The organism is Mycolicibacterium sp. 624, assembly GCF_040548615.1.
Taxonomy (GTDB): Bacteria; Actinomycetota; Actinomycetes; order Mycobacteriales; family Mycobacteriaceae; genus Mycobacterium.
The window spans coordinates 22398-42203 of record NZ_JBEPRZ010000002.1; the positions used below are offsets into that span (position 1 = coordinate 22398).

Sequence of the window (19806 nt, forward strand, 5' to 3'; positions counted from 1 at the left end):
AGATTCTCCGCTGCTAGGCCAGACCGAGTTGCTCGACCACGGCGACGGGATCGACGGGCACCGCCGTCACGTCGGGCATGCCCTTGAGCGCGGTGTCGGGATCCTTGAGGCCGTTGCCGGTGACGGTGCAGACAACGGTGGAGCCGGGCTTGACCCAACCGTCCTCGATCGATTTCAGCAGGCCTGCGATGCTGGCCGCCGACGCGGGCTCTACGAACACACCCTCGCTGCGTGCCACCAGGTGGTAGGCGGCGAGGATCTCCTCGTCCGTGGCCGCCAGGAACCGACCATTGGACTGCTGCTGGGCCTCGACCGCGGAGTTCCACGACGCAGGCGAGCCGATCCGGATGGCCGTGGCGATGGTCTCGGGGTTACTCACCGGCGCGCCGTGCACCAGTGGTGCCGCGCCCGCTGCCTGTGTGCCGAGCATCCGCGGCAGCCGGTCGGACAGTCCGTCGCGGTGGTACTCCGAGTAGCCCCTCCAGTACGCGGTGATGTTGCCCGCGTTCCCGACGGGCAGGGCATGCACATCGGGAGCCGTACCCAGCGCGTCGACGATCTCGAAGGCGGCGGTCTTCTGCCCCTCGATGCGGACCGGGTTGACCGAGTTGACCAGGGCGATGGTCGGGAAGTCCGCGGTCATCTTGCGGGCCAGTTCCAGACAGTCGTCGAAGTTGCCGTCGATCTGGATGATCTTGGCGCCGTGCATGACGGCCTGCGCGAGCTTGCCCATCGCGATCTTGCCCTGCGGAATGAGCACGGCGCACGTGATGCCCGCCCGCGCGGCGTATGCGGCTGCCGATGCCGAGGTGTTGCCGGTGGAGGCACACAGCACGGCCTTCTGCCCGCGGGCGAGTGCGTCGGTGACCGCCATCGTCATACCGCGGTCCTTGAACGAGCCGGTGGGGTTGAGCCCCTCGACCTTCAAATGCACTGTGCAGCCGGTCTGTTCGGACAGGCGCTTGGCGTGGATCAGCGGCGTGCCGCCCTCTAGCAGCGTGATGGGCGTCCAGTCGTCGGCGACGGGCAGCCGGTCCCGGTACGCGGCGATCAGGCCGGGCCACGGTGTGTGCACGGCACTCATGCGGTTGTTCCTTCCATGCGAAGCACGCTGTTGATGGTCTGCACGACTTCGAGATCGGCCAGCGCCTCAACTGTCTCCGACAGCGCTGCATCGGTCGCCTGGTGAGTGACGACAACGATGCGGGCGCCCGTCGGGCCACCCCCGTCGTCGCCGATGCCCTCCTGGCGCACCTCGGCAATGCTGACCTCGCGCTTGCTGAACTCCGCTGCCACAGCCGACAGCACGCCGGGACGGTCCTTGACGTTCATGTTCACGTAGTAGCGAGTGGGGATGACGCCGATGGATGCGATTGGCAGCTTGGCGTACTTGGACTCCCGCGGTCCACGACCACCCTGCACTCTGTTGCGGGCAGCCATCACCAGGTCGCCCATCACTGCCGAGGCCGTGGGCGCACCACCGGCACCCTGGCCGTAGAACATGAGCCGACCGGCCGCCTCCGCCTCGACCACCACGGCGTTGAACGCACCGTTGACCGTGGCCAGCGGATGGTCCAACGGCACCAGCGCGGGGTAGACCCTGGCCGAAACCTTTTGCTTGCCCTTGCCGGTGGTGATCCGCTCGCAGATGGCGAGCAGCTTGATGTTGCAGCCGAGCGCCTTGGCCGACTCGAAGTCCTCGGCGGAGACCTTCGTGATGCCCTCGCGGTACACGTCATCGGCGGTGACCCGAGTGTGGAACGCGATGGACGCGAGGATCGCGGCCTTGGCGGCGGCGTCGTAGCCCTCGACGTCGGCGGTCGGGTCGGCCTCGGCGTAACCGAGCGCACTGGCGTCGGCAAGCGCGGACGCGTAGTCGGCACCGGTGTCGTTCATCGCCGAGAGGATGTAGTTGGTGGTGCCGTTGACGATTCCGGCGACCCGCAGCACCGTGTCACCGGCGAGCGACTGCGTGAGCGGGCGGATCACGGGGATGGCGCCCGCGACCGCGGCCTCGAAGTACAGGTCCACCCTGGCGTTCTCGGCGGCCTGAGCGAGTTCGCCCGTGGACTGGGCCATCAGCGCCTTGTTGGCGGTGACGACCGACTTGCCGTGCTCGAGCGCGTTGAGGATGGCCTTGCGAGCCGGTTCGACCGGTCCCATCAGCTCCACCACGATGTCGACGTCATCGCGTGACACCAGGGCGTCGATATCGTCGGTGAGCATCTCGACGGGCACGCCGCGATCGGCGGCCACCCGTCGCACTCCGATACCGCGCAGTTCCAGTGGTGCTCCGATGCGCGCGGCGAGATCCGCCGCGCTGTCCTCGATGATCCGCACCACTTCACTGCCGACGTTGCCCAGTCCGAGGACGGCCACGCCAATGGATTTGCTCACTTGTTCGTTACCTCCAGGCTCAGCAGGTCGTCGGTGGTCTCGCGCCGCAGGATGAGCCGTGCGACGCCGTCCCGCACGGCCACGACCGCGGGACGTCCGAGCAGGTTGTACCGGCTCGACATCGAGTAGCAGTACGCGCCGGTGGCGGCGACTCCGACAAGGTCGCCAGGCGTGATGTCGTCGGACACCCAGGTGTCTCGAACGATGATGTCGCCGCTCTCGCAGTGCTTTCCAACGATGCGGGCCAGCGTCGGCGGCGCATCGCTGAGGCGAGACACCAGCCGGGCGTCATACTCGGCGTCGTACAGCGAGGTACGGATGTTGTCGCTCATGCCGCCGTCGACGCTGACGTAGCGACGATGCGCCGTGGCGCTGATCGCGACGTCCTTGACGGTGCCCACCTCGTAGAGCGTGATGGTACCGGGGCCCGCAATGGCGCGGCCCGGTTCCACGACGAGCTGCGGCGTGGGCAGTCCCACGGCGGCGGACTCGCTGCGGACGATGGCCCAGAGCTTCGAGGCGAGTTCGGACATCGGCGGCGGATCGTCCTGTGGCAGATACGAGATGCCCAGGCCACCACCGAGGTCGACGATCGACATCTGCGCTGTCTTCTCGACACCGAACTCGGCGACCACGTCCTTCAGCAGGCCGATCACCCGGTGGGCGGCGATCTCGAACCCGGCGACGTCGAAGATCTGCGAACCGATGTGGCTGTGCAGGCCGACGAGACGCAGGTTGTCGGTGGCGAAGACCTTTCGGACGGCGTCCATCGCGGCACCGCTGGCCAACGAGAGCCCGAACTTCTGGTCCTCGTGCGCGGTCGAGATGAACTCGTGGGTGTGCGCCTCGACGCCGACGGTGACGCGCACCAGGACGTCCTGGACGATGCCCGCCTCGCCGGCGATCGCGTCGAGCCGCTCGATCTCGGTGACGGAGTCGAGCACGACGTGTTCGACGCCGACCTTCACCGCGGTGGTGAGTTCGGCGATCGACTTGTTGTTGCCGTGCAACGCAATCCGATCCGCCGGGAATCCCGCGTGCAACGCCACAGCGAGCTCGCCCCCAGTGGCGACGTCGAGCGAAAGGCCTTCCTCGTCGACCCAGCGCGCGATCTCGGAGCACAGGAACGCCTTGGCGGCGTAGCGCACGTGCTCGCCGCCGCCGAAGGCCGCGGCGATGTCCTGGCAACGGCTGCGGAAGTCGGCCTCGTCGATGACGAAGAGCGGTGTGCCGTAGTCGGCGGCCAAGGTGCTGACCGGCACTCCCGCGATGGACACCTCGCCATCAGCGCCGCGAACGGCATTGCGCGGCCACACGTTCGGGGCGATGGTGAGCATCTCGGTGACCGACACCGGCCGCGCGGGAGCACCACCGTGGTGCTTGTCCTCCGCGTGCCGCGGTCCAGCTGGATGTGCCATCACATACGCTCCGGTGCACTCACGCCCAGGATCTGTAGGCCGTTGGCGATGACCTGTCGCGTCGCCGCGCACAGGGCCAGCCGCGCGGCGTGCAGATCGCCGGGCTCTTCGTCTCCCTGCGGCAGTACCCGGCAGGAATCGTAGAACCGGTGGTAGTCACCGGCCAGGTCTTCGAGGTAGCGGCACACCCGATGTGGTTCACGAAGGGACACAGAGGTGTTCAGCACGCGGGGGAACTCGCCGATGGTCCGCATCAGCGTGCCCTCGCGGTCGTGATCGAGCAGATCCAGGTGCGAGGTGGCAGGTGAGAGGCCGAGTTCGACGGCGCTGCGTGCCAGCGCCGAGAGCCGGGCGTGCGCGTATTGCACGTAGTAGACCGGGTTCTCACTCGACGCGCTGGACCACAGAGCCAGGTCGATGTCGATGGGGCTGTCGACCGAGCTGCGAATGAGGACATACCGTGCGGCGTCCACACCGATGGCCTCGACCAGGTCGTCGAGCGTGATGACGGTGCCGGCCCGCTTGCTCATCCGCAGCGGCTGGCCGTCGCGCACCAGGTTCACCATCTGCCCGATGAGCACCTCGACGGTGTCGGGGTCATCCCCCAGTGCCGCCGCGGCGGCCTTCAACCTCGCGATGTAGCCGTGGTGGTCAGCGCCCAGCATGTAGATGCACAGGTCGAACCCGCGCTGGCGCTTGTCCAGGAAGTACGCGAGATCGCCTGCGATGTAGGCGGGTTGACCATCGCTCTTGATGACGACGCGGTCCTTGTCGTCACCGAAGTCGGTGGTGCGCAACCACGTCGCACCGTCCTTCTCGTAGATGCTGCCGGTCTCCCGCAGCTTGGCGATGGCCTGATCGACGCGGCCGGACGTGTGCATCGAGTCTTCGTGGGTGTAGACGTCGAAGTCGGTGCCGAACTCGTGCAGCGACTCCTTGATGTGGGTGAACATCAGGTCGACGCCGATTTCACGGAAGGTCTCGCGCTGCTGCTCATCGGACAGGCTGAGCGCATCGGGCGCCTTCATGAGAACCTGGGCGGCGATGTCACCGATGTACGCGCCCGCGTAACCGTCCTCGGGTGTCGGCTCGCCCTTGGCGGCGGCGATCAGCGAGTTGGTGAAGCGGTCGATCTGAGCGCCGTGGTCGTTGAAGTAGTACTCGCGGACCACCTCTGCGCCCTGCGTGCTCAGCAACCGGCCCAGCGCGTCACCGACCGCGGCCCAGCGGGTGCCGCCGATGTGAATCGGACCGGTCGGATTGGCCGAGACGAACTCGAGGTTGACCCGCTTCCCGGCGAGGTCTGCGGAGTGGCCGTAGGTGGCGCCCGCCGCGATGACGTTGGCGACGACGACGCCCTGCGCGGACGCCTCGATCCGCAGATTGACGAATCCGGGGCCCGCGACGTCGGCACCCGCGATGCCCTCGGCATCGGCGAGTGCGGTCACCAGCCACCCGGCGAACTCACGCGGGTTGGTGCCGACCTTCTTGCCCAGCTGCAGCGCCAGGTTGGTGGCGTAGTCGCCGTGCTCGGGGTTGCGTGGACGCTCCACCGTCACGGTCGCCGGCAGAGCGGCGGCATCGAGGCCGCGCTCGGCCAGAACGGCCGCGGCAGTGGTCTTGAGCAGCTCGGCCAGATCGGCGGGGGTCACGAGGGACCATCCTATGGTCTGGGGTGCTCACGTCCCGAATCGGTTTCCGGTCGACGGGTCACTGGCAGGGACGTGAATGTGGCCGCGGCGATGAGTTAGGCTATCGAGGCCCAACCGGCGCAGCACATGTTGCTTGCGCCCCCGTAGCTCAGGGGATAGAGCGTCTGCCTCCGGAGCAGAAGGCCGCAGGTTCGATTCCTGCCGGGGGCACCCACCTCAGAAATTGGCTGTCACCAGCCAATGCGGTCGAATCCAACGCTCGGTCACGCTCGCCTATCGTGAGCGCAATGAGCACTGCCGACGAACCGGAAGCCTTCTTCACCGTCGACGGAGACCGTTTCGTCCCCGGCCCGATGGCCCAGGGGCCGTGGGGTGCCACCGTCAGCGGTCATATCGTCGGCGGCCTCCTGGGCTGGGCCATCGAGCGCGAGCAGACGGACTCGCAGCTGCAACCCGCCAGGCTGACAGTGGACCTGCTGCGTCCCACGTTCATGGAGCCCGTCCAGATCCGCACCACCGTCCGCCGCGAGGGCAAGCGCATCAAAGTCGTCGACGCGGAGATTCTGCAACGCGACGACGTGGTGTCACGAGCGAGTGCGGTGTTGCTGCGCCGCAGCGAGCACCCCGAGGGGCAGGTGTGGTCGCAGCCGGTGACCATGCCACCGTTGCCCGACGACTCAGTGGCCCCCGCGCCCACGATGCCGTTCCTGCTGTGGGCGTACGGCAGCACCGGTGCCGTGGGGACGCTGGGCGGGACGTCCGTCGAGTGGGAGCAGGAGGGCTTCCAGAAGTTCGCCTGGGTGCGCGAGATCCGGCCGCTGATCGCGGACGTGGAGATGACACCGTTCACGCGGGTCGCCCTGGCCGGCGATGTCACCAGCGCGTTGACCCATTGGGGCACAGGGGGTCTGCGCTACATCAACGCCGACTTCACGATATCGCTGAGCCGATTGCCAATAGGCGACCACATCGGGCTTGCCGCGCATGCCCACCACGGTGACGCGGGCATTGCCTCGGGCGCGGCGACCCTGTTCGACGAACACGGCCCGATCGGCAGCAGTATCGCCGTGGCACTCGGTCAACCCGCCGATGCGTTCCGACCGCCGCCGCATATCGGTCTGAACTGACCGATATGAGGTCATGCGTCGTGGGACGACCCCGCGTTGTCCGCACCCTTGTGTGACGACTCCGCCCGCGGTGAACGGTCTGCGCCGTCGGCCTTGTGATCCGCCTTGGTGTCGGTGTCGGTGACAGTCGCCGCTGAGATGCCTGGCCGGTCCGACACGGCGTGGTCAGGCCTTGCGGAGAGCTTCCCAACGACGTCGCGCGCGGTGTCTCGGAGCTGCGACATCACGTCGCGTGACCCGGGCGTCGCGTCGGGCGACCGGTGAGTGCCGCCGATCCCATCGTCGGTGTGTTTGGTCGTCGTGACCGAATGGCGCGACGGTTCGGCCGCCACAGGGCCCGGCACCACAGGGTCCGGCACTAGGCGCTTCGGCGTCGTCGTCGTGACCGAACTCCGCTCCTGCGGCGGCGCCACCCGATTCGCCGGATGCGACTGCTCGATTTCCGTGCGCACATTGTTGACCGCGGTCACCACCGCATCCACGATGTCGGTGCCTGCAGCGGTCAGTTCCCTGGCAGCGGTGTTGAAACCCGCGGCGAGCGCTCGCACCGGATCACCGGTCACGGCCAGTTCCTGGGCTACGGCATCAGGGACCGCGAACACGGCGGACAGGACGTGGTTGAAGGCCGGGAAGATGATCGCCCCGACCACATCGATGGCCCCGACGACGGCAACCTGCAGGACACCGCGGGGCATGACGGTTGGCGTGGGATTGGGCACGATCGGCAGGTTCAGCGCGGTGAACGTGTCCTGGCGGGCGGTCTGGATGGCCGCGACGATCCCGGGTAGCCCGCCCAGCGCGGCGGGCACGATGTTCATCAACCCGACCACAGCCACCTCGAACGCGTTCAGCGCCCGCGGCGCCACCAGGGAGCCATCGGCGAGGATGGTCGCCTGCGCCGCGGCATTGACGGGCCCGGTCACCGACGCCGCGGTGATGCCGATCGCCTTCCACAGATCACCCGTCCGCAATGCGCCAGCCAGAACACCCGGTGTCTGCAGTGTCGTGGCGATCGCCGTCACGGCGGTGTCGACGAGAAGTGGGCAGATGATCGAGCAGTAGGTGACCTGATTGCCCAGGAAGCTGGTGATGAGCCCACCGGGCGGAACCGTCGTGGCCGCCAGTCGGACGTCCTGCGTGACGGTCGGCGTCACGGTCGGCGTCACGGTCGGCGGCGACTGCGCCTGAACTCCCGGGGCCAGCGGGAGCGCGACCATAGCGGCGATGCCGACAACGGCAATCCCCCTGATCGCGACGCTTACATACCGGCGGTTGCGTTTCAGCACGGTGCCCCCTGGGTCGACGTGACACAGGTAACACGGATTGGCGGCGCGATGGGTTCACGCCGATGCGTTGGGCCTCAGCCGCCGGCGTGCGCCGCGGTCATGTGCACCTGCTCGTCAGCAGCAGCCGGGCTGGACGCCACCTGACTGGACACCAGGTAGTAGAGCGGTGTCCCCCAGGCGTGCTGGCCGCTGACTGCCGGCGCGTAGGCGGTGTGCACGGCGAGTTCGGCGGGCGACAGCGTGCTGGTGTCGGGGTCGTAGTCGCAGACCGGGTCACCGACGTCGCAGACACTGATCGTGCGGGCGCCGATCTCGGACGGCAGCATCGAGGTGTTGGTCCCGGCCAGGAACGAGTGTTCCTGGGCCACCCCGTGACCGACGCCGGCCGTCGCGGCCGCCGACCCCATGGCGATGGTGGTGTCGACGGGCAGGCGGTCGCCGTCGGCGATCAGCAGCGCGGCCGCCACCTGCGGGTTGTCGGCCAGGTCATAGAGGTTGCGGTGGATGACCATGGCGCCCTGCGAGTAGCCCGCCAGAATCACCTTGGTGGTCGGGCACTGCTCGGTGAAGGCGGCGAACTGCTCCTCGGTGGCGTCGGTGCCGACGTCCACACTGTCCATGAAGCCCATCCAGCCGCCGAGCCCACCCTCAACGGGCACGGGTGCGGCGGGGTACTCGATGGCCTCGGCCGTGATCGTCTGGCCGTTCTGGGCCAGCGCACCCTGCAGCTGCTGATACGACTGATAGACCACATCGCCCATACCGCCGTTCGCGGCGAGTTTGGCACCGTCACGCTGCCCGGAGCCCGCGGCACCCATCCAGTGGAAGTCGGGGCACGCGGGCGCCGCGGCGGCGGTACCGGTGGCTAGGCCGGCGAACGCCACGCCGATGAGGCTGATGAGCAGGCACAGACGACGGATCACGACTTGTTCGTCGCCCTCGGGCCGTCGTGCGTTACAGCGCCAGCAACTACGTCGGGCGCTACCTGCTCCACAGCTCCATGGGTCCACTGACCCGCCCAGCCAGCGCTACGTTGAGGACGCCCCATCTGCGACAGGTCCATTCGCTGTGACAGCGGAAGTGGTGCGCGCGCCGGCCACCATGAGCGAGACCAGGTCGAACACCACGGTTGCCGCCGCAACACTGGTGATCTCGGCGTGGTCGTAGGCCGGTGCCACCTCGACGACATCGGCTCCCACCAGGTTGAGCCCGCTCAACTGGCGGAGCATGCGCAGCAGTTCCCGCGCGCTGAGTCCCCCGGACTCAGGCGTTCCGGTGCCGGGCGCGAACGCCGGATCCAGCACATCGATGTCGATCGACAGATACACCGGCGTGTCACCCACCCGGCGACGTACGACGTCGACCGCAGCTTCGATGCCGATGACGTCAAGGTCGCCGGCGCGAATGATCTTGAACCCCATGCCTGCGTCATCGCTCAAGTCGGCCTGGTCGTAGATCGGTCCGCGGATCCCGATGTGGATCGAATGATCCTCAACGAGCAATCCCTCTTCGAACGCGCGGCGGAAGATCGTGCCGTGAGTGACTGGCGCGTTGAAGTACGTGTCCCAGGTGTCCAGGTGAGCATCGAAGTGCACCAACGCCACCGGTCCGTGCTTGGCGTGCAGCGCACGTAGGTTCGGCAGCGCGATGGTGTGATCACCACCGATCGAGACGATCCGGCGGTCACCTCCCCCGAGGACGTCACTCACATGGTTCTGGATCTGCTGGCATGCTTCGGCGATGTCGTACGGTGTCACCGACACATCACCGGCGTCGACGATCTGCATCGACTCCAAGGGGGCGACACCCAATTCGACGTGGAACCCCGGCCGCAGCGTGCGCGCCGCTTGCCGCACCGCCATGGGGCCGAACCGAGCGCCCGGACGATAGGACGTGCCACCGTCGAACGGCACGCCCAGGATGGCGATGTCGTAATCACTGACCTCGTGAATGTCGGCGATCCGAGCGAAGGTGCCCTTGCCCGCGTAGCGCGGAACCTGGGTCGCGGGTAGCGCACCCACGAGCTGATTGTTGTCGGTCATGTAGCACTCCTGACGATAGTTATTGAAAGGGGACTTGTTGGGAGTCGCGTCATCTGAGACGCACGCTCTCCTCAGGGGCGGTGTCGTCATCGGTGGTCGCGCACTCCGCCAACGCCACGCCGCGCGTCTCGGGTGCCATGAAGATGGCGACCAGCAAGCCGACCACCGTGACGGCCGCACCGATTCCCAGTGCACCGCCGGGACCCATCGCCACCAGCGCCATCGGCATCAGGTAGGTGCCCGCCGCCGACCCGATCCGACTCATCGCCGTGCCCACACCCACGGCCGTCGCGCGCACCTCGGTGGGGAACAACTCGTTGGGGTAGACGACTTCCAAGAAGCTGGAGGCACCGGAGGCCACCGCGAACACCGCGAGCGCCAGGAAGAACACCGTTGCCGGCACGCCCGGGATGACAGCGGGTATTGCCAGCGCGATGGCAATGATCGCGAAGGATCCGATCAGCAACGCGCGGCGGCCGATCCGCTCGACCAGCCACAACCCCGGGATGCCGCCCACCACAAAGAGGATCGCGATGATGAGCGATCCCCCGTAGAGGTTCGAATCGCCCTCAAGGCCGAAGGATTCCAGCAGCTCGGGCGCGAACGTGTACACCGCGAACAGCGGGATAACCTGCACAGTCCAGAAGACGCTGACGAAGATGGTTCGCTTCAGATAGGGCGGTTTGAACACCGTCAGGAACGACGTCTTGGCGGCCTTCTCCTGTGGCAGGTCCTTGACCGAGAACTGTTCTCCGAACGCGCGTTTGATCGAGGCGTCGGCCTCCGAGACACGGCCCTTGCTCAGCAGCCAGCGCGGCGACTCCGGTGTGCCCAAGCGGGCCAGCAATGTGATGATGGCGAAGACCGCCGGGCTGGCCAGCAGCAACCGCCAGGCGTCTGGGCCAAAGTCCCTGAGCGCGTAGCCGACGACGTACGCGGCGGCGGCACCAACGGCCCACACCACGAACATCGCGCCGAGATACCGTCCGCGTTGTTTGCGTGGCAGGAACTCCGCGAGCAGCGATGTGGCGATCGGATAGTCGGCACCGATGGCGACACCGAGAAGGAACCGCAGTGCGATGATCTGCCACGGCTCCTCGGCAAAGGCCGACAAGATCGAGAAGACGGCCAGCGCAAGCAGATCCGCGATGTACATGATGTGCCGGCCGATGCGGTCGGTGAGATAGCCGAACAGCCCGCCACCGACGAAGATGCCGATCAGGCTGGACGCGCCGACCAAACCGATCTCCGTGGTGGACAGGTTCATTGCCGGTTGCAGCGTGATCAGCGCGACGCCGATGATCGACAGCGCATAGCCGTCGATGAACGGGCCACCCGACGAATACAGCGTGAGTTTTCTATGAAAGGCGGTGATCGGTGCATCGTCGATGAGATGGCTGGCTTGTGACATTGGCTCCCCTGTAGGACTGGCCTCGATGCTCGATGTGAGGTGACACACAGATTGGTGGGCGGCTACGGTCATTGTCGAGTGACAATCGCTCAAACAGCACGCAACCCAGTTGAGCGAACGTATAAACAGCGCAGGGAGGTCTCCGTGGCAATCACGGTCGGTGAGCTTGCTGATGTCCCCCACCTCGGCCTCGAATTCCTCGCCGGCGAGACCGGTTCCCAGCGAACCATCTCCTGGACGCACACCTCCGACCTACCGGAGCCGTGGCGGTGGATCACCGGCGGCGAGCTACTGATGACCAACGGACTGTCGTTCCCCAAAACAGCAGGCGGACAAGAGCTTCTAGCGGAGAAGCTCAACGAGGTAGGCGCGTCGGGCCTGGCGATCGGCGAGCAGATGTACTGCCCTCCGCTGACGCGGCGGTTCATCCGGGCAAGCGATCGACTCGGCCTCCCGGTGTTGCAGATCCGGTACCCGTTGCCGTTCGTGGCGATCTCGCGAGCAGTGGCTGAGGCCACCTTGTTGGACCAGTCCACGCGCTTAACCCGCACGGTCCGGATCTACGATCTGGTGCGCCGCCACATTGCCGCGAACACCCCGTCAGCGCAGTTGTTCGAGTCGTTGGCCCGAGAACTGGGCTGCCAGCTCTATGTGTGCGACCGCGAAACCGGCGAGCCCTGGTTCCCCGGCAGCGCACCACTGGACACGATCACCAAGAACGCAGTAGCCGAGTTGTCGACTAGTTCCACGAATGTGTCCGCCGGCGCCTTTGGATTGCCCGCGGCCGACGGCCGCGCCGCACTACTCACCGATATCCAACGACACCCCGGGGCTGCACTGGTCGTGATCACGACCGACTCCCGGGTTGATCCCATCCAACTCCAACACGCAGCCACCGTCGTCAGCCTGGAGCTGTCCGAAACGCTCCTGGTACTCGAGCACGCCCGTCGCGACGGGGCGACCCTGCTCGCGAGCCTGCTCGAGAATCGCGTAGACGTGGAATCGGTGAGCCGCGCGCTGAGCGATGTCGGCCTGCAGGCCACTGATGCTGTCTTGGTCGCAGCCAGCAGTGGTGATGAAAGCCGGGCATTGACGGTTCACAATGCGTTGTGGCGCAACTCGATTCCCTATTTCATCACCCTCAAGGAGGGCCTTATGTATGCCCTTGTGTCCGGTGACGGGCGATGGGAAGGGGTGCTCACGCGATCACTGGGAAGTTCAGCACGCATCGGCGTGAGCCAGCGCCTGAACTCGTTGACACGGTTTCAGGATGCGATCCGGGAGGCCACCTGGGCGCTGTCGTTGGCCAAGCGTCGTGACACTGTGCTCTCGCATTACGGACGCGAATCACGCTGGATCGGGCTGTCGGATGTCGACGAAGCGCGAGCGCTGGTGGACCGGGTACTCGAGCCGCTGCGGCGCTACGACGCTGAGCACCAATCCGACCTCGTGACGACGTTGGATGCCTTCCTGCGAAATCGCCGGTCGTGGCAGACCACCGCCGAGGCTCTGCACGTCCATCGCCAGACCGTGCTGTACCGGGTAAAGCGCATCGCCCAACTCACGGGACTCGACCCTGCCGACACGGAGGCGCTCGTCGAACTGTGGACCGCTTTGCGTGCAGCCGAACTCCTCGACGCCCAATGAAGACACCCGACTAGACGAACTCCTTGACCACGTCGGCCACTCGCCGGACCTGGTCGATGTCCGAGCTCGTCGGGATGAGATGCACCTCGTCGGTGCCAATCGCCTCGAACCCCCGCAGCACCTCGACGAGTTCCTCATCGGTCCCGGACCATCCGGTGGTCGGCGCGATGGCGTCGACGAACTCCTCGGGAATCCAGTTCATGTAGCGGAGGAGGTGGCGGTGCACCTGCGCCCGCGGCTCGTCACCCTCGCCGATGGCAAACCAGAACGACGTCGCGAGATGCGGCGTCGGCTTACCCTGGCCCGCCCATGACTCCCTGGCGACGTCGAACAGTTCGTTCTGCTTGACGGGGTCGAGATCGAGGATCGTGCCTGCCACGCCATCGGCCCACGCCGCCGCGCTGCGCACGGTCTTGGGCCCGATGGTTCCGACCATGAGCGAGGGTCCCCCATGCTGCACGGGCGGCGGACCGACCGGCAGCACGGACTCGGTGACCTTCTCCCCCGCCCACACGCGCTTCATGATCGCGACCCGCTCGGCCATACCTCGCATCGTCTGGGTCGAGGGATCGGCGCCGACGGCGTGGTAGTCCTCGTGCCGGCCGCCCACCCCGATCCCGACGGTGAGGCGGCCGCCGCTGATCATGTCGCCCGTCGCCAGGGCCTTCGCCAGCATCACCGGGTCGTGCAGTTGCGGCACGATGACGGTGGTCACCAGTCGGACCCGATCGGTCCACGCCGCCAAAGCGCCAAGCAGGGTCAGCGAGTCGGGATTGTCGAAACACATCCGCTCGCCCCAGCACAGCGACGAGAACGGCCCGTCGTCGATCACCCGCGCCCAGGACCGCAGCATCGCCGCGTCGAGGTTCGGCTCCATCACCGGCATCGTCATCCCAATTTGCACATCGGGATTCTGGCACGCCGTGCCCGCACCGGGGCCTGGCACGATGATTCCCATGGCGATCACCGCGAACTCCATCGCACACATTCGGCTCACCGTCACCGATATCGCGCGGTCGCGCCAGTTCTACGAAGCCGTGTTCGGGTGGCCCGTCGCGGTCGAGATGCCCGAGGACGCCGATGACGCCACGCGTGAGCAGCTGAGCTTCCTGTTCGGCGGCGTCCTGTACAACACCGGCGCGTTCCTGCTCGGCTTGCGTCCCGTCGCCGACGATCGATTCGACGAGAATCGAGTGGGCCTGGACCACCTGTGCCTGCACGTCGGCAGCCGGGATGAACTGGTCTCTGCCGCAGCCCTTCTGGATGAACTGGATGTGACCCGCGAGCCGATCAAGGAGATCAGTCACGGGTACATCCTGGAGTTCCGCGATCCCGACGGCATTGCGCTGGAACTGATCGCGCGCAAGTGACTCAGCGACGCAGGCCGGCGACGCGCAGCAGTTCCGGACGCCGCAGCACCAGCCCGACCCACATCAGCACGCCGAGGTAGACGGCGAACAGCGTGTGGCTGAACAGCGGCGCCTCGATGCGCATGTTCGCAGTCACGGCGCCACCGAGATACGCAGTGATGCCCAGCGCACCGAGCACAGCCGTGCGCGGAACCGCGTAGGCGAGCACACACACGGCCAGCACGAGTCCCATCACCAGCGCCTGGCTGATGGGGAACCCGAGATCCTCGACTCCCGCCTCCACCTGCGTCGGCATCATCAGCTTGCCGACGACGTCGAACACCAGGAAGGCGCCGACGAGCACGCTGATCGCGATACCAACCTTGTTGGCGATGGTCCGTGGGGCCGAGCCGGTGGCGGCTGCGGTGCTGTCGACTGTGGCGCTCATAGGTGCTCTCCTGCGTGAGTGGCGGATCGGATACTGGGGCAGACCGGATTCGCCACGAAAACTCATCGCGCGCATGCTGCGGGGGTTAACCCCCGCAGAGTTCTCGGGCGATCGCGGTGTTGCATCTGCCGGATCATCCATAGGTTGAAGGCATGGTTGCAGTCACCACACCCCCCGACACGCTCACCGGCCCACCGGTGACCATCGATACCGCGAAACCCAGCCGTCCCATCGGTCTGGTGCCGTCGGCGTCGATGATCACCGGCGCCGCAATCGGTGTCGTCTGGTTCTGGATTCCGTTGGCGATCATGGTCATCGCCTTCTCCTCGATCCCGTCGATCATCGGCTTCCTGGTGGCGGCGGTCGTGTTCGTCTACCTGATCCGCGGCGTCGACTGGGTCGAACGCGTGCGCAGCGAGGCGGTGTTCGGCCTGGGCATTCCCGTGCCTGCACGCAAGCTGTCGCACCACAACGGCTTTCAGGGCTGGTGCCACCAGCTGTGGCTGGACATCAGCAGCGCACGGTTCTGGAAGGCGTTCGCGCACCACTACCTCCGCATGATCTATGACCTGCTGGCCACCGGTATCGCCTTGGTCCTGGTGGTGTTCGCCTTCGCAGCGCCCGCGGTCGCCACCGCGATCGGCAACAGCGACGACGCGGCCGGACTGTCCTTCCTGTCCCCGCCGCTGGCCTGGGTACTGGCCATCGTCGCGCTGGCCGCGGCCGCGGCCATCGTGGTGTTCGCCCCCGCCGTGGACGCGTCGATCGATCGGTGGCTGCTCCCCGCCTCGCCGACCGAGGCGCTCCAGTACGAGGTCGACGCGCTCACCGACGCCCGCGCCGGCGCCGTGTCCTCGGCGCAGGCCGAGCGCAATCGCATCGAGCGCGATCTGCACGACAGTGTGCAGCCCCGCCTCGTCTCGCTTGCCATGACGATCGGGCTGGCCCAGACCAAGCTCGACACCGACCTGCCGCAGGCGCGCGCCCTCATCGGCGAGGCGCATGACGACGCCAAGAGCGCGCTGGTGGAGTTGCGCAATGTGGTTCGTGGCATCGCGCCGACCATCCTGGCCGACCGCGGTCTGGATGCCGCGCTGTCGTCGGTCGTACAGCGCATGCAGACGTCGGGGGTGCCGACCACGCTGAATGTCTACCTGCCGCGGCGCCTGCCCGAGGAGGTCGAGTCCGTGGCGTACTTCGTCGTCGCCGAGGCCCTGACCAACGTCGCCAAGCACGCACAGGCCAGCCAGGCCGTGGTGACGGTGCGTCTCGATGAGCCCGCCCAGACCCTGTACGTGTCGGTGTTCGACGACGGTGTCGGGGGCGCGGAGGCACCCGCCCCCGACGACGCGACGGGTCTGCGCGGTCTTGGCGATCGAGTGCGCGCCGCACGCGGCACATTCTCGGTGTCCAGCCCGGTCACCGGCCCGACGATCGTGACGGCGGTCCTGCCATGCGCATCGTGATCGCCGAGGACTCCGCGCTGCTTCGGGCCGGCATCGAGCGGATCCTGACCGACTCTGGCCACGACGTGGTCGCCGGCGTGTCCGACGCGACCAACCTGCTCAACATCGTCAACGAACTCCGGCCGGATCTCGCGATCGTCGACGTCCGAATGCCACCGACGTTCACCGACGAGGGCATCCGCGCCGCGGCGCTCCTGCGCTCCCAGAACCCCGAGTCACCGGTACTGGTGCTGTCGCACTACGTCGAGGAGCGCTACGCCACCGACCTGATCGCCTCGGACACCAGGGGTTTCGGCTATCTGCTCAAGGACAGGGTCGCCGACGTGCCCGCGTTCCTCGACGCCGTCGAGGTCGTCGGCAGCGGCGGCACAGTGCTCGACCCCGAGGTCGTGTCACAGATCCTGGTCCGGTCACGTCGCCGCTCGGCACTCGACGCACTCACCCCGCGGGAAACCGAGGTCCTGCAGTTGATCTCGGAGGGCCGCACGAACTCGGCGATCGCCGCAGCCCTGCACGTGTCGGTCGGGTCGGCCGAGAAGCACATCGCCTCGATCTTCACCAAGCTCGATCTCGCACCCGACGACAGCGAGAACCGCCGTGTGCTCGCGGTCCTGCGCTACCTCGAATCCTGAATCGCTGAAAGGTATTTCACCGTGACGATCATCGCTCCCCCACCTCCCCCGGCTCCCCCTGCCGCGCCGCCGGTCTCGGCAGCACCCCCGCCCCTGACGCCGGGCGGCCGGACCGCCGTGCGCGTGTTCCTCGTCATCGCCGCCTCCGTCGTGGTGGTCGGCACCGTCCTGTCGCTCGGCGCAACCGCCTGGGGTGTCAGCACGTTCCGGGTAGTGGCCGACGAGACGGCGTTCCCCTCCGACACCCGGTCACTCGTCATCGACACGGGCGACGTTCCCGCGGCGCTGCGGCTGAGGACCGACCGTGACGCGCGCGAGCCGCGGGTCTCGATGCGTCTGTTGAAGTCCGCCCGCTCGGGCGAGCGCACCCTGCGGGTGGACCAGGACGCGCAGACGACCCGGATCACCGTCAACGGTGTGACACCCGAGTTCATGGGATGGGGCCGGGCCGGCGAGATCACCGTGACCCTGCCGCCCGAGATGGCGCGCCGATTGTCGGTCACCACGACGCAGGACAAGGGCGTGCTGCTGGTGCAGGCCGACCTCGACAGCCTGGTCGCGAGCAACACCTACGGTGCGGTGATCCTCAGCGGCGCAGCGCGGCGCATCGATGTCACGGGCCAGGACGGCACCGTCCTCACCCGCGACCCCATCTCGGTGAGCGAGTCATTCGTGGCCGAGTCCGTCGACGGCGAGATATCGGTCGACTTCAAGGAGGCCCCGCCGCGCACCGTCGAGGCGTCCACCCGCACCGGTGACATCGCGATCTCACTGCCGACCCCCGGGCCATACCTGGTCCGCGCGTCGGGCGATTCGGCCCGGGTGCGGGTGCCGGAGACCACCGACCCCGCGCGGGCGGCGGCCCAGATCACGGCCCGGTCCGACGAGGGCGACGTGGTCGTCGAGGGAGCCGGGGCCGGACGGCACCGCTGAGCCCGTCAGATCGGCACTCAGGCCACCGACGCGATGATGTCGGCGACAGGGGCTGCCTTGGCCTTGCGGAACCCGGTGCCCGCCCACACATTGACGCCGTGCGGGTCTCCCGCCCGCACCGCCGCGGCGCGCAGTGGACTGGTCAAATAGTGGATCTCCGGATAGCCGAACGGGGCGGCCGCATCGTGCTCGTCGATGAAGCGGTTACGCAGCCCGCGTGCGTACCGGCCCGAGAAGCAACGCGTGACAGCGGTTTCACCGAACTGCGGGTCCTGCAGGGCGGCGCGGTGCACTGGACTGCTACCCGCCTCGTCGGCCAGCAGGAACGCCGTCCCCAGTTGCGCGGCCACCGCGCCGTACGCGAGCACATCGGCGACGTCGACAGCGGTCATGAGGCCACCCGCCGCGATGACGGGCACGCCGAGGCGGATGGTGGTGGCGCGCAGCAGCTGGTCGAGCGGCTGCGTCGGCGGCGTCGCGGCGGCATCGAGCGTGCCGCGATGTCCGCCCGCGTTGGGCCCCTGCGCGGCGAGCACGTCGACACCGCGGGCGACCGCCGCCTCGCCCTCGGCGAGCGTGGTCACCGTCGCGACGGTCGCGATGCCCAGCGCCCGCAGCCGGCTGCACTGTTCGGCGTCGGGCAGCCCGAAGGTGAACGACACCACGTCGGGCCGCAGGTCCATCACGACCTCGAGCTTCGCTGCCCAGTGGTCGTCGTCGTAGCGGGGCTCGCCGAGCTTGGCGTGATACCGACTCGCCTCGTCCTCGAGGGTGGCCGCATAGCGGTGGATCGCGTCGTGGGCCGCGACGCTGGCCTGTGGCACGAACAGGTTCACCCCCAGGGGTCCCGATGTCAGGGCGCGCGCGGCGGCGATCCGCTCGGCGAGCGTCTCAGCGGTGAGGTACCCGGCGGCCAGGAAACCGAGGCCACCCGCATTGGTTGCGGCCGCGGCGAGTTCGGGCGTGCTGGGACCACCTGCCATTGGTGCGGCGATCACGGGGACCGCCAGCGATCGCAGGTCGAGAACGTCGTTGTGCATGACTTCATCGTGCATCGTTGCGGTGGCTTCGTGCGCGGTGGTTCACTGGATCGACATGGCCATCACGTTCAACCACACCATCGTCGCCTCACGGGACCGCACGGAGTCCGCGAAGTTCTTCACCGAGATGTTCGGACTGCCCGACGCAAAGGAGTTCGGGCCGTTCCTGGCGGTGACCATCGATCACGGTGCCAGCCTGGACTACGCCCAGGCCCCTGCGGACGCGGATATCCACCCGCAGCATTACGCATTCCTGGTGTCCGAGGCCGAGTTCGACGACATCTATGGCCGCATTCGCCAGCGGGAGCTGCAGCACTGGGCCGACCCTCGCGGCCAACACCCCGGCGAGATCAACCACAACGACGGTGGTCGCGGCGTGTACTTCCAGGATCCCTCCGGGCACTACCTGGAGATCATCACCCGGCCGTACGGCTCTGGCGGCTGAGCACCCGTCAGGCGTGCCCGCGCTTCTCCTCCTGATCGATGTAGGCACCCGCCATCTGGGCGACGTGCGCGGGTAACGAACCCGTCGCGACGTCGGCCAGGCTGGTCTCCTCCAGCACCGACCGCATGCTGGCGCGCAGCGCCCGCCACACGTCGGTCAGTGAGGCCGTTGGCCCCGAGTACGGCAGGTCGCCCAGCCCGATGTCGCGCACGCTGGCCAGCGGGCCGTCGATACAGCGCAGCACGTCGGCGATGCTGATCTCAGCGGCCGGCCGCGCCAGTTCATACCCGCCGTCACGGCCGCGGTGGCTGCGGACCAGCCGGTCGGTGCGCAGCGCGGTCAGGATGTCGACCAGGAACTGGGCCGGGATGCCCTGCGCCTTGGCCAGATCGTCGGTCTTCACCAGCGCGTCGGCGTCGACGGTCGCAAGCTGGACCATCGCCCGAACGGCATACTCCGCCTTGGCCGACATCCGCATGCTGCGCATTGTGCCACCGAGGGTCCACGAATCGT

19 protein-coding genes and 1 tRNA gene are annotated in these 19806 nt (G+C 67.5%); 8 read left to right on the forward strand and 12 right to left on the reverse strand.

The features are described 5' to 3' along the window. Window positions 1-13: 13 nt before the first annotated feature. Genes thrC through argS form a run of 4 tightly spaced genes read right to left on the reverse strand, consistent with a single transcriptional unit; the run spans window position 14 to window position 5467 of the window. On the reverse strand, window positions 14-1084 hold the full coding sequence (gene thrC / locus ABIA65_RS07260) for a threonine synthase (protein ID WP_241403987.1): 1071 nt from the start codon (window positions 1082-1084) through the stop codon (window positions 14-16). Continuing rightward, window positions 1081-2397, reverse strand: coding sequence for a homoserine dehydrogenase (locus ABIA65_RS07265; RefSeq protein ID WP_241403986.1), 1317 nt, complete (start codon window positions 2395-2397; stop codon window positions 1081-1083). Before ABIA65_RS07265 ends, thrC begins: the two co-directional genes overlap by 4 nt. Next, window positions 2394-3818 carry a diaminopimelate decarboxylase gene (gene lysA, locus ABIA65_RS07270; protein WP_354523126.1) on the reverse strand — a complete coding sequence of 475 codons (1425 nt, stop codon included), beginning with the start codon at window positions 3816-3818 and terminating at the stop codon, window positions 2394-2396. The genes ABIA65_RS07265 and lysA overlap by 4 nt, the downstream gene beginning before the upstream one ends. After that, window positions 3815-5467, reverse strand: coding sequence for an arginine--tRNA ligase (gene argS / locus ABIA65_RS07275; protein WP_354523127.1), 1653 nt, complete (start codon window positions 5465-5467; stop codon window positions 3815-3817). Before argS ends, lysA begins: the two co-directional genes overlap by 4 nt. Window positions 5468-5604: 137 nt before the next feature. On the opposite strand from argS, the gene ABIA65_RS07280 reads away from it, so the two are divergent. Then, window positions 5605-5677, forward strand: a tRNA-Arg gene (locus ABIA65_RS07280). A gap of 77 nt (window positions 5678-5754) precedes the next feature. Further along, window positions 5755-6594: a thioesterase family protein gene (locus tag ABIA65_RS07285; protein WP_354523128.1), complete on the forward strand. Its 840-nt coding sequence runs from the start codon at window positions 5755-5757 to the stop codon at window positions 6592-6594. Between the two features lie 11 nt (window positions 6595-6605). Here the strand turns inward: ABIA65_RS07285 and ABIA65_RS07290 are convergent, their stop codons facing one another. The 4 genes from ABIA65_RS07290 to ABIA65_RS07305 form a co-directional block, all read right to left on the reverse strand. After that, window positions 6606-7880 (reverse strand): hypothetical protein, encoded by a 1275-nt coding sequence (locus ABIA65_RS07290; protein WP_354523129.1) that lies wholly within the window; start codon window positions 7878-7880, stop codon window positions 6606-6608. Window positions 7881-7954: 74 nt separating this feature from the next. Further along, complete coding sequence (locus ABIA65_RS07295) at window positions 7955-8803, reverse strand: cutinase family protein (RefSeq protein WP_241403981.1); 849 nt, start codon at window positions 8801-8803, stop codon at window positions 7955-7957. 105 nt (window positions 8804-8908) lie between these two features. Further along, window positions 8909-9922: an agmatinase gene (speB, locus tag ABIA65_RS07300; protein ID WP_241403980.1), complete on the reverse strand. Its 1014-nt coding sequence runs from the start codon at window positions 9920-9922 to the stop codon at window positions 8909-8911. Between the two features lie 49 nt (window positions 9923-9971). Further along, on the reverse strand, window positions 9972-11333 hold the full coding sequence (locus ABIA65_RS07305) for an MFS transporter (protein WP_241403979.1): 1362 nt from the start codon (window positions 11331-11333) through the stop codon (window positions 9972-9974). 78 nt (window positions 11334-11411) lie between these two features. Here ABIA65_RS07305 and ABIA65_RS07310 point away from each other — a divergent pair, with 78 nt between their 5' ends. Further along, window positions 11412-12980, forward strand: a complete 1569-nt coding sequence (locus ABIA65_RS07310; protein ID WP_354523130.1) for a PucR family transcriptional regulator — start codon at window positions 11412-11414, stop codon at window positions 12978-12980. Between the two features lie 10 nt (window positions 12981-12990). On the opposite strand, the gene ABIA65_RS07315 is transcribed toward ABIA65_RS07310, so the two are convergent. Then, a complete protein-coding gene (locus ABIA65_RS07315; RefSeq protein WP_241405547.1) occupies window positions 12991-13872 on the reverse strand; it encodes an LLM class flavin-dependent oxidoreductase in 882 nt (293 codons plus the stop codon). A 64-nt stretch (window positions 13873-13936) separates the two neighbouring features. On the opposite strand from ABIA65_RS07315, the gene ABIA65_RS07320 reads away from it, so the two are divergent. Further along, complete coding sequence (locus ABIA65_RS07320) at window positions 13937-14350, forward strand: VOC family protein (RefSeq protein ID WP_241403977.1); 414 nt, start codon at window positions 13937-13939, stop codon at window positions 14348-14350. Window position 14351: 1 nt separating this feature from the next. Here ABIA65_RS07320 and ABIA65_RS07325 read toward each other — a convergent pair whose 3' ends face one another. Continuing rightward, window positions 14352-14777, reverse strand: a complete 426-nt coding sequence (locus ABIA65_RS07325) for a DoxX family protein (protein ID WP_241403976.1) — start codon at window positions 14775-14777, stop codon at window positions 14352-14354. Window positions 14778-14929: 152 nt separating this feature from the next. Here ABIA65_RS07325 and ABIA65_RS07330 point away from each other — a divergent pair, with 152 nt between their 5' ends. From ABIA65_RS07330 to ABIA65_RS07340, 3 genes are read left to right on the forward strand one after another with little or no spacing between them, the layout of a single operon-like run. Beyond that, window positions 14930-16243, forward strand: a complete 1314-nt coding sequence (locus ABIA65_RS07330; RefSeq protein WP_241403975.1) for a sensor histidine kinase — start codon at window positions 14930-14932, stop codon at window positions 16241-16243. Next, complete coding sequence (locus ABIA65_RS07335) at window positions 16231-16875, forward strand: response regulator transcription factor (protein WP_354523131.1); 645 nt, start codon at window positions 16231-16233, stop codon at window positions 16873-16875. Before ABIA65_RS07330 ends, ABIA65_RS07335 begins: the two co-directional genes overlap by 13 nt. Window positions 16876-16896: 21 nt before the next feature. Then, the gene (locus tag ABIA65_RS07340; protein ID WP_354523132.1) at window positions 16897-17808 is read left to right on the forward strand and encodes a DUF4097 family beta strand repeat-containing protein; all 912 of its coding nucleotides are present in this window, start codon (window positions 16897-16899) and stop codon (window positions 17806-17808) included. 17 nt (window positions 17809-17825) lie between these two features. On the opposite strand, the gene ABIA65_RS07345 is transcribed toward ABIA65_RS07340, so the two are convergent. Then, complete coding sequence (locus tag ABIA65_RS07345) at window positions 17826-18848, reverse strand: nitronate monooxygenase (RefSeq protein ID WP_354523133.1); 1023 nt, start codon at window positions 18846-18848, stop codon at window positions 17826-17828. A 55-nt stretch (window positions 18849-18903) separates the two neighbouring features. Here ABIA65_RS07345 and ABIA65_RS07350 point away from each other — a divergent pair, with 55 nt between their 5' ends. Then, a complete protein-coding gene (locus ABIA65_RS07350) occupies window positions 18904-19293 on the forward strand; it encodes a VOC family protein (RefSeq protein ID WP_241403971.1) in 390 nt (129 codons plus the stop codon). A 7-nt stretch (window positions 19294-19300) separates the two neighbouring features. Here ABIA65_RS07350 and ABIA65_RS07355 read toward each other — a convergent pair whose 3' ends face one another. Beyond that, window positions 19301-19771 (reverse strand): Rrf2 family transcriptional regulator, encoded by a 471-nt coding sequence (locus ABIA65_RS07355; protein WP_241403968.1) that lies wholly within the window; start codon window positions 19769-19771, stop codon window positions 19301-19303. Window positions 19772-19806: the final 35 nt, after the last annotated feature.

Coding starts and splice junctions, on each gene's coding strand:
- thrC (WP_241403987.1), bottom strand. CDS start 1,084: ATGAGTGCCGTGCACACACCGTGGCCCGGCCTGATCGCCGCGTACCGG.
- ABIA65_RS07285 (WP_354523128.1), top strand. CDS start 5,755: ATGAGCACTGCCGACGAACCGGAAGCCTTCTTCACCGTCGACGGAGAC.
- speB (WP_241403980.1), bottom strand. CDS start 9,922: ATGACCGACAACAATCAGCTCGTGGGTGCGCTACCCGCGACCCAGGTT.
- ABIA65_RS07305 (WP_241403979.1), bottom strand. CDS start 11,333: ATGTCACAAGCCAGCCATCTCATCGACGATGCACCGATCACCGCCTTT.
- ABIA65_RS07315 (WP_241405547.1), bottom strand. CDS start 13,872: ATGACGATGCCGGTGATGGAGCCGAACCTCGACGCGGCGATGCTGCGG.
- ABIA65_RS07320 (WP_241403977.1), top strand. CDS start 13,937: ATGGCGATCACCGCGAACTCCATCGCACACATTCGGCTCACCGTCACC.
- ABIA65_RS07325 (WP_241403976.1), bottom strand. CDS start 14,777: ATGAGCGCCACAGTCGACAGCACCGCAGCCGCCACCGGCTCGGCCCCA.
- ABIA65_RS07330 (WP_241403975.1), top strand. CDS start 14,930: ATGGTTGCAGTCACCACACCCCCCGACACGCTCACCGGCCCACCGGTG.
- ABIA65_RS07335 (WP_354523131.1), top strand. CDS start 16,231: ATGCGCATCGTGATCGCCGAGGACTCCGCGCTGCTTCGGGCCGGCATC.
- ABIA65_RS07345 (WP_354523133.1), bottom strand. CDS start 18,848: ATGCACAACGACGTTCTCGACCTGCGATCGCTGGCGGTCCCCGTGATC.
- ABIA65_RS07350 (WP_241403971.1), top strand. CDS start 18,904: ATGGCCATCACGTTCAACCACACCATCGTCGCCTCACGGGACCGCACG.
- ABIA65_RS07355 (WP_241403968.1), bottom strand. CDS start 19,771: ATGCGGATGTCGGCCAAGGCGGAGTATGCCGTTCGGGCGATGGTCCAG.